Source organism: Reyranella sp., assembly GCF_965279625.1.
Lineage (GTDB): Bacteria > Pseudomonadota > Alphaproteobacteria > Reyranellales > Reyranellaceae > Reyranella.
This window is the reverse complement of sequence record NZ_OZ257251.1, coordinates 4,351,224-4,363,782: the sequence shown is the minus strand read 5'-3', so window position 1 is coordinate 4,363,782 and position 12,559 is coordinate 4,351,224. Positions and strand designations below refer to the sequence as shown.

The following is a 12,559-nucleotide window of genomic DNA, read 5'->3' as shown; positions in this document are numbered from 1 at the left end:
ATCATGCAGAGCATGGACCTGGCTCCCGTGAGCATGATGCGTCGAGGATCACCCGGGCGGGCGTCCACGGGCCTGCCCCTCCGAATGAAGAAAATCCGGGCGGGCGCCGTCAAACTGGGCAAAGGCGCCGCCGGCATCGCGGCAATGATCGCGAGCTGGGAAGCCGTGCGTGCGCTGGGCTTCGTCGATCGCCGCGATCTTCCGTCGGCGGCATCCATCGTCGAGACCGCTGCGGTCGACCTCTGGAGTGGCGGGTTGGCCCATGCCGTCCTGGCGACGATCGGATCGTGGGCACCGGGCCTTGCCGTTGCAGCCGTCGCCGGAGCGGGTGCGGGAATCGCGCTCGCCTTGCTACCGCGCCTTGAAATCGCAACCCGCCCGCTGCTGGAATTCGTGCGCCCGATCCCTTCCGTCGCACTCATTCCCGTGGCGCTGCTGGTCCTCGGCGTCGGACTGCAGATGCAGCTCTTCATGATCGCCTTCGCGAGCATCTGGCCCATTCTGTTCAGCACCAAAGCCGGCGTCGAAGACGTCGATCCGCGGTTCGTGGAAACCGGTCGCGTGCTTCATATCGGGCGCACCGCGCGGATCTTTCGGATCGTCCTGCCGGCGATGTTGCCGTCTTTCGCGACCGGTCTTCGCACCGCGTCGGCGATTGCGCTCGTGGTCGCGATCACGGTCGAAATGCTGACCGGCCAGCCGGGCATCGGATCCTACATCGAAAACGTCCGCCTGAGCGGCCTTGTCACCGGAATGTGGGCCTCGATCTTCGTGACCGGTGTGCTCGGCTATCTGGTCAATACCCTGTTCGTTACCGTCGAGCGCGCGACAATGCCCTGGAGCACCGAGAACCGTGACCGCTAGGGGCAGGTACATCACGCCTCTGGCCTGGCAGGCCGCGACGATCCTCGCTCTGATCGCCGTGTGGCAATGGGCGGCGCTGACCTATCCCGCCGTCTATTTGCCGCCGATCGAGCGGATTGCCCAGGGCTACTTCCAGCTCTGGCATGGCGACCTGCTCCACAGCGCGCTGCTGCCGAGCCTTCGTCGACTCGGACTGGGATTCACCATCGCCATCCTGATGGGGGGTGTGATCGGGATCGTGCTGGGCTCACTCCGCTCGCTCGACCCCTGGGTCCGTCCGACGATCGAATATCTCCGCTATATACCGGCCGTCGCCATCCTCCCGGCATCCCTGATCCTGTTCGGTGCGACCGATCAGATGCGCGTTTTCGTCATCGCATTTGGATCGGTGTTTCCGGTGCTGATTGCGGCAACGGATGGCGCGCGGCGCGTCGAACCGACCCTGCTGGACGTCGCGCGCGCCGTCGGGCTCTCGACCGCGGAGCGCCTAGGGCGCGTGGTGCTTCCGGCGTCGCTCCCGTCCATCTTCTCGGGCATCCGCGTCGCGCTCAGCATCGCGCTGGTCATGATGGTCATCTCCGAGCTCATCGCCGCGGATGACGGGCTGGGTTTCTACATCCTGCGCAACCAGCGCCTGTTTCAAACTGCCAACGTATACGCCGGCGTGCTGACCATCGGCACCGTGGGGCTGGGTCTCACGCTCGCACTGCTCGCGGTCGAGAAGCGCGTGCTGTCCTGGCATCGCGGCTGGCGCGGACTGACGGAGACGGGTCGTGGATGATAGTGGCGCGATGAACGAGCCGATCCTGGCGGTCGACAAGGTAACCAAGGCTTTCCCCGCCGGAGCAACGCCGATCCTGAACGGCCTGACCTTCCGTCAGGAACCCGGGCAGTTCGTCGCGGTGGTCGGCCCATCGGGTTGCGGCAAGACTACCCTCTTGCGCTGCATCGCCTCGTTGATGCAGCCCGACACGGGCAGCGTGCTCCACCGCGGTCGTCATTTCGACAATCCACCACCTTGGATGTCGATCGTCTTCCAGGACTATAACCGCAGCCTGTTCCCGTGGCTCTCGGTCCGAAAGAACGTCGCCTTCGGGCTGCGCGGCTCCAGCGCGGATGACAAGCGAATCGACGAGGCGCTGCGGGCCGTCAATCTCGAGCATGCCGCGGATCTCTATCCCTGGCAGGTGTCGGGGGGCATGCAGCAGAGATGCGCCCTGGCGCGCTCGATCGTCGTCTCCCCGAATCTCCTGCTGCTCGACGAGCCATTCGCTTCGGTCGACGCGCAGACCCGGATCGACCTTCAGGACATGGTCATGGAGATCTGTAGGACCATGTCGCTTTCGGCGCTGCTGGTAACCCATGACATCGACGAGGCCGTCTTCATGGCGGACAAGGTCGTGGTGCTGTCGACGCGGCCGGCGCGCGTGGTCGAAGAGATCGCAATCGATCTGCCGCGCCCCCGCGATCAACTCGCGACCAAGGAAACACCGGAATTTCTACGCCTGCGCCACCGCGTCTACACGCTCGTGCGGCAGCAGGTGCAAAAGTCGTCTCGGGAAGATTGAACAGGAAGGTGTGACATGAAGTTCAGAATGATTGGGGCTGCGATCGCGCTTGGCGTTGCATTTGGATTGTCGAGTTTCGGTTTGGTTCGACAGGCTCAGGCGCAAGACGCCGTGACCAAGCTCAAGGTCGGATACATTCCGGTCGGCGTCTATTCGTATCTCTGGCGCGCGCGCGACGCCGGCTACTTCAAGGCGGAGAATCTCGAAGTCGAACTCACGCCGATGGCGGGCGGCGGGCAGATCATTCCCGCCCTGCAGTCGGGCTCGCTCCAGTTCGGTATCTCGGACGCGCTCGGCGTCCTGAATGCCCGCAATGCTGGCATTCCCATAACCTACGTTTCATTCAATTTCGCGCAGGCGTCAGACGATCCGGTCCATGCGGTGCTGACGACGGATCCGTCGATCAAATCTCCGGCCGATTTGAAGGGCAAAGCCGTCGCGACTAACCTCAGCTACAACACCGACTGGACCATGATGCGCGAGTGGCTGCGCAAGAACGGCGTCGATCCCAAGTCGGTGACGTTCCGTGAAGTGCCCTTCCCCGACATGCTGCCGGCGCTGCGCAACAACACTATCGCGGCAGCCGGTGTGACCGAGCCCTTCATTACACTCGGCAAGTCGCAGGGCGCGACGGTTCTCGGGTACTATTTCACCGATGTGAAATCGCCGGTCGTATTCAGCGGCATCGTCGCGATGCAGCCCTACGTCGACAAGAACAAGGATGTCGTCCGGCGCTTCCTGCGCGCGATCAACCGCGCCCTCGACGACTTCAAGGACCCGGCGGTCGTTCGTCAGACCATCGCCGCCAATACGAAGGTCCCGCCCGCCGTAATCGAGAAGATGGGGCTGGGCCGGTGGCAGAAGGATATGTCGCCGGAAGCGATGCAGTTCTGGGTCGATGCGGCCAAGAAGGAAGGCATCGTCAATTCGACTGCCGATCTCAAGACGCTGGTCTGGCAGGACAAGTAGGCGACGCAGCGGCGCTCGCCGTCCTCCCGGCGGGGCCGCACTTTTCGTTCAAACGTACGGTGGTTCAAATGGCGAATATCAACAAATATGGCGGCAAGGCGCTGCATGCGGAAATCGCCGGGGCGGGCTTCGCGGGCCTGACGGCGGCGACCGCGCTTGCGCAACGCGGCTGGAGCGTGCGCCTGCATGAGCGAGGCCCCGAGCTGCGAGCCTTCGGCGCGGGCATCTATCTGTGGCAGAATGGATTGCGCGTCCTGGAAGGCGTCGGCGCGCTCGAAGACATTCTGACGGGCTCTCACACCCCTCCCACCTATGAAACCCGCCGCCACAACCTGACCGTCTCGCGCGAGACCTTCAACGGGGTGCCCTGGCGCATCATGACCCGCCAGCATCTCCACAATGGTCTGGCCAAACGAGCCCGCGAGGCCGGGGTCGAGATTCGCACGAACTCGGAAGTCGTTGCGGCCGATCCGTCGGGCAAGATCACACTGGCCTCCGGTGAAGTGCTGGAAGCGGATCTCGTGGTGGGCGCCGACGGCGTCGGCTCGAAGGTTCGCGATTCGATCGGCTTCGAGCAGGACCGCTGGGTTTCGACCGACGGACTGATCCGGGTTCTCGTGCCGCGCATGAAGAAGGAGCTCGGCCACGGCGAGTGGGACAATACCATCGACATGTGGAATTTCTGGCCGCGCGTGCTGCGCATCCTCTATTCCCCCTGCAACGAGAACGAACTGTATCTCGGCCTGATGGCGCCAGCTGCCGATCCGGAAGGCTCGCGGGTGCCGGTTCACTTCGACACCTGGGTCGAGATGTTTCCATTCCTGGAACCGGTTCTCGCCGAGGCCGCCAAGCTCAAGACCGCCCGGTATGATCGCTACGAAACGAGAAAGCTGTCGGAATGGGTCCGCGGCAAGGTTGCCCTGGTGGGCGATGCGGCGCACGCAATGTGTCCGGCACTGGCCCAAGGTGCAGGATGCGCGATGGTGAACGCATACAGCCTCGCCAAGGAACTCGAGGAAATCCCCGATGTTCAGGAGGCCCTTGTCTCCTGGGAGAAGCGCATTCGCCCTATCACCGATCGCTGCCAGGCCCTGTCGGGCGAATACGCGGCGAACCGGTCCTTGTCGAAGGGCAACCAGTTCACGCCCGCGGCGCTCGAAGCGGCACGCTACGATCCGACGCGCCGCGTGTTCTCCTGGTGAGACAGGCCAACTTCACAGCCGGCTGATTCCTTCATTGTGCGCATGACGCGCCAGACGACGGTGCCGTGCCTTCGGCCGCACCGCGTCGCCTCTTGGAGATTGCAGGATAATGAACGTCGATAACGAGTTGCGGGCCGCCTACGAAGTCCGCTGCTGGCACAGCTTCGTACAGGAAATCGAACACGACGGAGGCAAGCCGCGGGACGCGTTGGTCAAGGCGGCGGTCGCCGTGGTCATACGCAATCCGTTTGCCGGCGGCTACGCCGAGGACCTGTCGCGACTGATCGCGCCAAGCGCCGCGCTCGGCAAGGCGCTGGGTCAACGCGCGCGGGCCTTGCTTGGCGGCCGTCCCGTCCACAGCTACGGCAAGGGTGGCATTGCCGGCACGGCCGGCGAGCAGGAGCATGTCGTGGCCTGTGTGACCACCGTCTTCGGCGATGCCCTGCGCGCCGCGGTTGGCGGCGGACTCGCCTGGATTTCGTCCGCCTCCAAGGTCGGTGTCGCCGGTACGGCCATAGACATTCCCCTGGCGCACAAGGACGAGCTGTACATCCGCTCTCACTATGACGCGATCTCGATCGCGGTCCCCGACGGGCCGCGCCCGGACGAGCTGTTGATCTGCGTCGGCGTCGCGTCCGGAGGACGTGTCCATGCACGGGTCGGCGGCAAGACCATCGACGAACTCGCGAAGTAGCCGGTCGGACTCTGGATATTGCGGCGGGAGAATTGGATGCCTTTGAACATCAAGGACTTGAAGATCGAAAGCCTCGACTTCGCACCCCTCGGGCGGATGAAGGATGAGCATGCCGGAAACAAGGGGAATGTCATTCCCCGCCTGAGGATCAGCGGCACACCAAAGGAAGCGGTCGAACTCGCGATCATCTGCCACGATCCCGATGCACCGCTCGCGCACGGCTTCACGCATTGGACGCTGTACGGTGTGCCGCCGGGCACGACCGACCTCGACGATTCACAAAGCAAGTTCTGCGTCGGCCCGAACGGCGCAGGTCAACCGGGCTATTATGGGCCACAGCCGCCGGCCGGCCACGGACCTCACCACTACTACTTCTGGGTCTATGCGCTCGACACGAAAGTGGAAGGCACGCCCAGCCGCGAACAGTTCCTCGATCGCTACAACGGCAACATCATCGAGCAGAACCGCGTGGTCGGCATCTACGAGAACTAGCCGCGAAGGCGCTGCGTCCAGGAGTGAGAACGGGAAGCCCCGGTCTCACTCATTGCGCAGCAAGGCAAGGGGCCTTTGCCTCAAGGCCGCCAGAGTTCCCGCGAGTCCGAAGGCCAGGGTGAGCGTCATGGCGCCAACGGCGACGGCCACCGCCACCATCGGCAGGAACGTCCATTCGAGGTTCATGAGCCGCCGCACCACCAGATAGGCGGCCAAGGTCCCCACGCCCACCGACGCCATCGCGGTGGCGAGGCCCAGGAAGGCGAATTCCCAGGCGAAGGTCCCGGCGATGCGGGCCCGTGTCGCGCCCAGCACCTTCATGACCACCGCCTCGTGGACACGTCGGCGCTGGGTGGCGAGCATGGCGCCCGCCAGCACCAGCACACCGGCCAGGATGCTGAGGAAGCCGATCACCCGGCTGGCGAGCCCGATATTGCCCAGCACGCCGGCCGCCGTCTCGATGGCGTCGCGGATGCGCACGACGGTGACGTTGGGAAACTGGTCGGTAACGGCCTTGAAGATCGCGTCCTCCGCCTCCAGCGTCGCCTTCACCGTGGCGAGGAAGGTGTGCGGCGCCTTGTCGAGCGTGCCGGGCGAGTAGACGAACACGAAATTGATGGCGAGCGTCGTCCATTCGATGCGGCGCAGCGAGGCGATCTTCGCCTCGATGTCGCGGCCCAGGATGTTCACCGTGATGGTGTCGCCCAGCCCCAGGCCGAACTGGTTGGCGAGGTTTTCGTCGAACGAGATGAGCTGCGGCCCGCGATAGTCGGCCGGCCACCATTCGCCGGCGACGATGCGCGAGCCCTCGGGCGGGGTCGCCGAATAGGTCACCCCGCGATCGCCCTCGACCGCCCAGCGCGCATCGGAGGGTACGGCGACCTCGCTCACCGGCTTGCCGCCGATCTTGACGATGCGCCCGCGCAGCGACGGGACCTTGTCGAGCGGTCCGGCACCGGGAATGGCGGCGATCGCCTTCTCGAAGGCCGGCATCTGGCTCGACTGGATGTCGACGAAGAAGAAGGCCGGGGCATCGCCGGGGATACGCCGCGTGAGCTGCTCGCGAAGATTGCCCTCGATCAGGGCCGTCGCCACCAGCACGGTGAGGCCGAGCCCCAGCGACAGCATGACGATGGGCGTGGGCGCGCCGGGCCGGTGCAGGTTGGCGAGCGCCAGCCGGAGCGCGGCGAACCTGGGCTTGCCGATCCGGGCGGCGCCGAACATCAGCAGCCGCGCCAGCAGAGGAAAGGCGATGAAGGCGCCGACCGAGCCCAGCACGAAATAGGCCGCGATGCGGCGGCTGTCGGCGGTGAAGATCGTGAAGGCCGCCAGCGCGACCGCCGCGGCGCCCAGCACCAGCGCGTCGCGCCAGGCCAGCCGGCCGCTCTGCTGGACCACGGCGCCGCGCATCAGCGTCGCCGCCGAGACGCTGCGGGCGCGCATCAGCGGCACCAGCGCGAATAGGAGCGAGACCAGCAGGCCGAAGCCCGCGGCCGTCGCCAGGGGGCCGGCATAGAGCGCGACCCGCGCCCGGACCGGCAGCACGTCGGCGATCGCCGACTGGGCCAGGAACGGCAGTGCCGCGCCGATCACAAGGCCGATGCCGACGCCCAGCGCCGCCAGCGCGGCGAGCTGGATGAAATAGGTGGTGAAGACCAGCCGCTCCGGCGCGCCCAGGCACTTCAGGGTCGCGATGGTGCGCAGCCGTGCGGCAAGAAAGCTCGAGACGGCGTTGCCCACACCGACGCCGCCCACGAGCAGCGAGGCGAGGCCGATCAGGCCGATGAATTGCGTCAGCCGGTCGAGCCAGAAGCGTATGCCGCCGCCGGCATCGTCGAGGCCCCTCACCCGCCAGCCAGCATCGGGAAAGCGGGCCTTCAGCGCCTCGATGACCGCGCGATCCGACCGGCCGGGCGGCAGGCGCAGGCGATATTCCCAGTTGAGCAGGCTGCCCGGCTGAACGAGACCGGATTCCAGGGCCGCGTCGAGCGGGATCATCAACCGAGGCCCCAGGCTCGCGAAGGCGTTCAGGCCACGGTCGGGCTCGCGCGCGATGATGCCGCGCACCTCGACCGCCACGTCGCCGATCCGCAGCATGTCGCCCGGCGCCATGTTCATGCGGCGCAGCGCGGACTCCTCGAGCGCCGCGCCCCAGATGCCGTCGCGCTTGCCCATGGCGTTGGCCAGCGTGCCGCCATCGGCCATCTCCAGCTTGCCATAGAGCGGATAGGCCGGTTCGACGGCCTTCAGCTGCACCAGCGTGGGCCGTCCGTCGGACTTGGTCGGTCGCGCCATGGCGCGGCTGTCGAGCCAGCGCACGAACTCGCCCTGCTCGCGCATGAAGGCGATCTGCTCGGGCGTCGCCTCGCGATAGAGCAGCGAGATCGCGACGTCGCCGCCCAGGATCTCGCGGGCATCGGCGCGCAGCCCTTCCTCGACGGCGCGGCTGAACGACAGGATCGCCGCGATGGCGCCGACCCCCAGCGCCAGGCAGGCGATGAACAGGCGGAAACCGCCGAGGCCGCTGCGCATCTCGCGGCGGGCGAGGCGGAAGGCGAGGTTCATGGAAATGCCGTCACTGCGCCGCGAGCGCGCGCAGGCGATCGTCCGCCACCAGCAGCCCGTCGGCAATGCGCAGCACGCGGTCGCAGCGCTCGGCAAGTCCCATGTCGTGCGTGATCAGGATCAGGGTCGTGTTGTCGGTGCGCGCGACTTCGAACAGGAGATCCATCACCTGCTTGCCGGTGGCGCCGTCGAGATTGCCGGTCGGCTCATCGGCAAGCATCAGCTTCGGCCGGCCGACGAAGGCGCGGGCGACGGCCACGCGCTGCTGCTCGCCGCCGGATAGCTGCGCGGGATAGTGGCCGATGCGATGGCCGAGCCCGACGCGCTTCAGCGCCGCCTCGGCAAGCTCGAACGCATCGGAGCGGCCGGCGAATTCGAGCGGCAGCGCCACGTTCTCGTGCGCCGTCATGGTCGGGATGAGATGGAATCCCTGGAAAACGATGCCGATATGGTCGCGGCGCAGCCGCGCCCGGTCGTCGTCGCCCATGGGTCCGAGATCGTTGCCCGCGACCTCGACCCGGCCCGACGTCGCGCGCTCCAGCCCGCCCGCCACCATCATCAGGCTCGACTTGCCGGCACCCGAAGGCCCCACCACCGCCGCAATCTCGCCAGCCGCGATGTCGAGAGTGACGCCGCGCAGGATATTGACCGTGCCGGCATCGCTCGCCATGTCGAGATGCACGTCGGTCAGGCGAACGATCGGAAAGTGTGCGATGGGAAGCGGCTCGGCCAAGCGGGCTCCTGGGACAGGCAAGGAATGAAACTGCAAAGTCGATATGGTGGTTTTACGGCGACGGTCAATTCACGGATCGCGGCATTCGTGGCGCTGATCCTGTGCCTTGCGGCCGTCACCGCGCCCGCGACGGCCCATGCACAAACCGGGCAAACCGGGGCCGAACCGGTGAAGCTCGCGATCCTGGGCGATAGCCTGGCCGCGGGCTACGGCCTCGCCCCGGCCCAGGCCTTTCCCAACCGCCTGCAGGCGGCGCTGAAGGACAAGGGCCGCAACGTCACCGTCATAAATCACGGCGTCTCGGGCGACACTACGATGGGCGGTCTCGAGCGCATCGACTGGATGCTGGCCGACAAGCCCGACATCGTGATGGTCGAGCTGGGCGGCAACGACATGCTGCGCGCCCTCGATCCGGCCAGCACCGAGAAGAATCTCGATGCCATCGTCGACAAATTGAAACAGGCGGGCACGACCGTCTGGCTGGTCGGCATGATGGCGCCCCGCAACTACGGGCCGGAATACGTCAAGCAGTTCGACGGCCTCTACAAGAGGCTCGCCGACAAGCACGGCGTGCCGCTCTATCCGTTCTTCCTCGACGGCGTGGCGCAGGATCCCGCCCTCAACCAGCCCGACGGCATCCATCCCAACGCCAAGGGCGTCGACATCATTGTCGAGCGTATCCTCCCCTTCGTTACGAAGAATCTCGACGATGCCGCGTCTGTTCGTCGCCCTGCCCGTCCCTGACGAGATCGCCGAGGAACTCTCGGCGCTGCAATCGGGAGTCCCCGACGCCCACTGGGTGCCGGCCGAGAACCTGCATGTCACGCTGTGCTTCGCGGGCGAGGTCCAGGGCGGCACGATGCGCGACTTCGAGGAGGAGCTGGGCGACATCGCCGGCCCGCCGTTTTCGGTGGCGATCGCCGGCGTCGACCAGTTCAGCAGCGGCAAGCAGCCCCGGGCGCTGGTCGCCCTGGTCGAGCGCAGCGAGCGCCTCGACTGGCTGCAGCAGAAGGTGACGACCGTCGCGCGCAACTGCGGCATCGAGGTCGACCGCCGCAATTACCGGCCGCATGTCACCCTGGCGCGCTTCCCCGCGGGCGGCGAGACCGGCCATCACATCGCGCAGTTCATGGCGAGCCACGGCACGTTCCGCCTGGAACCGTGGATCGCCGAACACTTCACGCTCTATTCGAGCCGCCTCGGCCGCGGCGGCCCGATCTACACGGCGGAAGCGGAGTATCCGCTGACGTTCTAGCTCTGGTTATCGGTCGTCCTGAGCGCAGCGAAGGACCTCACGGAACGATCAGGGGACTCCCTGGCTTGTGGGAGATCCTTCGCTGCGCTCCAGGGCGGGGGTCACCCCGCCCGCGATGACAATTGGCGCCGTTCGTCACACGAACGTCAGGAGCCGCCGCGGATTGCCCACCAGGATGGCGTCGATCTCGGCCTCGCTGTAGCCGCGCTTCTGCATCATCGGCACGACGTTACGGAAGATATGGCCGTAGCCGTGGCCGCCGAAGCTCGCGAGCCGGGTGCGGTAGCAGATGTCGTGGCTGATCACGACACGCTCCAGATGACCGGCATCGATCAGCGCGCGGATCAGCTTGAGCCGCGTCGCGTCGTTCGGCATGTCGATGTCGGAGAGGCCGTAATAGCTCGATTCCTGGCCGAACAAGTCGAACTCCACCGTCACGCCCGACTCGGCCAGCTTCAACAACCGCGGCTCGTCGAAGATGGTGCGGTCGATGTGGCTGATGACGATGCGCTCGGTCGCGAAGCCCGCTTCCCTGGCGAAGTCGGCGATCTCCTGCGGCTGGTCGGGATCGCGGCCGGGATGGACGTTGATCGACGCACCGGTCTCGGTGGCGGCGATGAATGCGCCCTGCATCACGCGCTTCTCGGTGTCGGTCCACGGCGCCTGGCAGCCGATCTCGCCGATCATGCCGGCGCAGACGTCGGTGCCCCAGGCGCCGTCGTGGATCTGGCCGATCATCTCGGCGGCGAAGTCGTCGACCGTGCGGCCGTGATTCTTCGGGTCCTGATAGTCGTTCACGTAGTAGCCGCAGCCCATCACCAGATGGACGCCGGTGCCGGCTGCGATGCGGCGCAGCCCGTTCGGATCGGGCGAGAGGCCGCCGCAGGACAGTTCGACGATGGCGTCGCCGCCCTCGTGCTTCATCATCGCCACTTCGCGCGTGGCGATGTCCTCGAGGTCGAGCATGTACTTGCGGCCGGCGCGCTTGAGGCCGCGGCCGTAGTTGATCTGCCAGACGTTCTCCAGGGTGATCTCGGGGCCGAGATCGTTGTCGGAGCGTGTGCCGGGCGGTCGGATGTCACAGAGCACGTGCTCGTGCATCAGCGTGCGCCCCAGCTTCTCGGGCTCGATCGGCCCGAGAACGGTCTGGATCTTTCCCTTCAACTCAGGACGGCTCATTGCGGCTCCAGCTTGGCGGCCTCGACGACCTTCTTCCACTTAACGTATTCGCTCTGCATGTGCTTCGCGAGGTCTTCCGACGAGCCGCCCAGCTCGGCGGCGCCGGCGTCGCGGATCTTCTTGATGACGTCGGGCTGCTTGGACGCCTTCACCAGCTCGTCCGACAGCTTCTTCACGATCTCGGGCGGCGTGCCGGCCGGTGCCGAGACGTACCACCACGGCGCCGCATCGAAGCCGGCGAAGCCCTGCTCGGCGATGGTTGGCGTGTCCGGCAGCGAGAACCAGCGCTTGCCCGAGCTGACGCCCAGCGCCCGCAGCGCGCCCGACTGGATGTGCGGCAGGTAGGGCGGCAGGTTGTCCATCGTGCTGGGAATGTGGCCGGCCAGCAGGTCCTTCAGCACCAGCGAGCTGCCGCGATAGACGACATGCTCGACCTTGAAGCCGGCCAGCGACTGGAAATACTCCATCGCCAGATGGCCGGTGCCGCCGACCGCCGGCGAGCCGAAGCTCACCTTATTGGGGCCCTGCTTCTTGCAATATTCGACATATTCCTTGGCCGTCTTCACCGGCACGTCGGGATGCACCGCGAGCACGTTGGCGACCTCGCCGAACAGCGCGACCGGCGCGAAGCTCTTCACGCTGTCGTAGGGCATGCTCTTGTAGAGGAACTGGTTGGTGACGGCGGTGCCGACCGTGCCCAGCAGCAGCGTGTAGCCGTCGGCCGGCGACTTGGCGACGATCTCCGCGCCCACGTTGCCGCCGGCGCCGCTCTTGTTGTCGACCACGACGGTCTGGCCCCAGACTTCCTGGAGATGCGCCGCGGCGATGCGGCCCAGCAGGTCGGTCGTGCCGGCCGGCGCGAAAGGCACGACCATGCGAATCTGCTTGTTGGGGTAGGTCGATTGCGCCCAGCCGTGGCGGGCCAGCATCGGGGCGGCGAGCGGAACGGCGACGGCGCCCGCGATGAGACTGCGGCGCCCAATTGTCTTGGCGATTGTCTTATTGGTCATGGCGAAGCTCCCTGATTTCAGGCGACTA

13 protein-coding genes are annotated in these 12,559 nt (G+C 66.3%); 9 read left to right on the top strand and 4 right to left on the bottom strand.

Features of this window, described 5'->3' with window-relative positions:
- Positions 1–3: 3 nt before the first annotated feature.
- The 7 genes from ACQY78_RS21210 to ACQY78_RS21180 all read left to right on the top strand — a co-directional run bounded on the left by ACQY78_RS21210 (position 4) and on the right by ACQY78_RS21180 (position 5,789).
- Entirely contained in the window at positions 4–864 is an 861-nt protein-coding gene (locus ACQY78_RS21210; protein ID WP_428678334.1) for an ABC transporter permease, read from the top strand.
- Complete coding sequence (locus ACQY78_RS21205; protein WP_428678332.1) at positions 854–1,645, top strand: ABC transporter permease; 792 nt, start codon at positions 854–856, stop codon at positions 1,643–1,645. The genes ACQY78_RS21210 and ACQY78_RS21205 overlap by 11 nt, the downstream gene beginning before the upstream one ends.
- A gap of 10 nt (positions 1,646–1,655) precedes the next feature.
- A complete protein-coding gene (locus tag ACQY78_RS21200) occupies positions 1,656–2,432 on the top strand; it encodes an ABC transporter ATP-binding protein (protein ID WP_428678329.1) in 777 nt (258 codons plus the stop codon).
- Positions 2,433–2,543: 111 nt separating this feature from the next.
- Complete coding sequence (locus tag ACQY78_RS21195) at positions 2,544–3,401, top strand: ABC transporter substrate-binding protein (protein WP_428678326.1); 858 nt, start codon at positions 2,544–2,546, stop codon at positions 3,399–3,401.
- Positions 3,287–4,603, top strand: a complete 1,317-nt coding sequence (locus tag ACQY78_RS21190; RefSeq protein ID WP_428678324.1) for an FAD-dependent oxidoreductase — start codon at positions 3,287–3,289, stop codon at positions 4,601–4,603. The genes ACQY78_RS21195 and ACQY78_RS21190 overlap by 115 nt, the downstream gene beginning before the upstream one ends.
- Positions 4,604–4,712: 109 nt before the next feature.
- Positions 4,713–5,297, top strand: a complete 585-nt coding sequence (locus ACQY78_RS21185) for an amino acid synthesis family protein (protein WP_428678321.1) — start codon at positions 4,713–4,715, stop codon at positions 5,295–5,297.
- A 36-nt stretch (positions 5,298–5,333) separates the two neighbouring features.
- Positions 5,334–5,789, top strand: a complete 456-nt coding sequence (locus ACQY78_RS21180; RefSeq protein WP_428678319.1) for a YbhB/YbcL family Raf kinase inhibitor-like protein — start codon at positions 5,334–5,336, stop codon at positions 5,787–5,789.
- A 45-nt stretch (positions 5,790–5,834) separates the two neighbouring features.
- On the opposite strand, the gene ACQY78_RS21175 is transcribed toward ACQY78_RS21180, so the two are convergent.
- Together ACQY78_RS21175 and ACQY78_RS21170 are read right to left on the bottom strand one after the other, a co-directional pair.
- Positions 5,835–8,354 (bottom strand): ABC transporter permease, encoded by a 2,520-nt coding sequence (locus ACQY78_RS21175; RefSeq protein ID WP_428678316.1) that lies wholly within the window; start codon positions 8,352–8,354, stop codon positions 5,835–5,837.
- A 10-nt stretch (positions 8,355–8,364) separates the two neighbouring features.
- Positions 8,365–9,024, bottom strand: coding sequence for an ABC transporter ATP-binding protein (locus ACQY78_RS21170; protein WP_422036614.1), 660 nt, complete (start codon positions 9,022–9,024; stop codon positions 8,365–8,367).
- Positions 9,025–9,111: 87 nt separating this feature from the next.
- On the opposite strand from ACQY78_RS21170, the gene ACQY78_RS21165 reads away from it, so the two are divergent.
- Together ACQY78_RS21165 and thpR are read left to right on the top strand one after the other, a co-directional pair.
- The gene (locus tag ACQY78_RS21165; RefSeq protein WP_428678314.1) at positions 9,112–9,831 is read left to right on the top strand and encodes an arylesterase; all 720 of its coding nucleotides are present in this window, start codon (positions 9,112–9,114) and stop codon (positions 9,829–9,831) included.
- A complete protein-coding gene (gene thpR / locus ACQY78_RS21160; protein WP_425069675.1) occupies positions 9,797–10,342 on the top strand; it encodes an RNA 2',3'-cyclic phosphodiesterase in 546 nt (181 codons plus the stop codon). Before ACQY78_RS21165 ends, thpR begins: the two co-directional genes overlap by 35 nt.
- Positions 10,343–10,477: 135 nt before the next feature.
- Here thpR and ACQY78_RS21155 read toward each other — a convergent pair whose 3' ends face one another.
- Both ACQY78_RS21155 and ACQY78_RS21150 read right to left on the bottom strand, forming a co-directional pair.
- Entirely contained in the window at positions 10,478–11,521 is a 1,044-nt protein-coding gene (locus ACQY78_RS21155) for a phosphotriesterase family protein (RefSeq protein WP_428678313.1), read from the bottom strand.
- Entirely contained in the window at positions 11,518–12,531 is a 1,014-nt protein-coding gene (locus ACQY78_RS21150; RefSeq protein ID WP_428678311.1) for a Bug family tripartite tricarboxylate transporter substrate binding protein, read from the bottom strand. The genes ACQY78_RS21155 and ACQY78_RS21150 overlap by 4 nt, the downstream gene beginning before the upstream one ends.
- Positions 12,532–12,559 lie beyond the last annotated feature (28 nt).

Coding starts and splice junctions, on each gene's coding strand:
- ACQY78_RS21210 (WP_428678334.1), top strand. CDS start 4: ATGCAGAGCATGGACCTGGCTCCCGTGAGCATGATGCGTCGAGGATCA.
- ACQY78_RS21200 (WP_428678329.1), top strand. CDS start 1,656: ATGAACGAGCCGATCCTGGCGGTCGACAAGGTAACCAAGGCTTTCCCC.
- ACQY78_RS21185 (WP_428678321.1), top strand. CDS start 4,713: ATGAACGTCGATAACGAGTTGCGGGCCGCCTACGAAGTCCGCTGCTGG.
- ACQY78_RS21180 (WP_428678319.1), top strand. CDS start 5,334: ATGCCTTTGAACATCAAGGACTTGAAGATCGAAAGCCTCGACTTCGCA.
- ACQY78_RS21175 (WP_428678316.1), bottom strand. CDS start 8,354: ATGAACCTCGCCTTCCGCCTCGCCCGCCGCGAGATGCGCAGCGGCCTC.
- ACQY78_RS21170 (WP_422036614.1), bottom strand. CDS start 9,024: ATGGCGAGCGATGCCGGCACGGTCAATATCCTGCGCGGCGTCACTCTC.
- ACQY78_RS21165 (WP_428678314.1), top strand. CDS start 9,112: ATGAAACTGCAAAGTCGATATGGTGGTTTTACGGCGACGGTCAATTCA.
- thpR (WP_425069675.1), top strand. CDS start 9,797: ATGCCGCGTCTGTTCGTCGCCCTGCCCGTCCCTGACGAGATCGCCGAG.
- ACQY78_RS21155 (WP_428678313.1), bottom strand. CDS start 11,521: ATGAGCCGTCCTGAGTTGAAGGGAAAGATCCAGACCGTTCTCGGGCCG.
- ACQY78_RS21150 (WP_428678311.1), bottom strand. CDS start 12,531: ATGACCAATAAGACAATCGCCAAGACAATTGGGCGCCGCAGTCTCATC.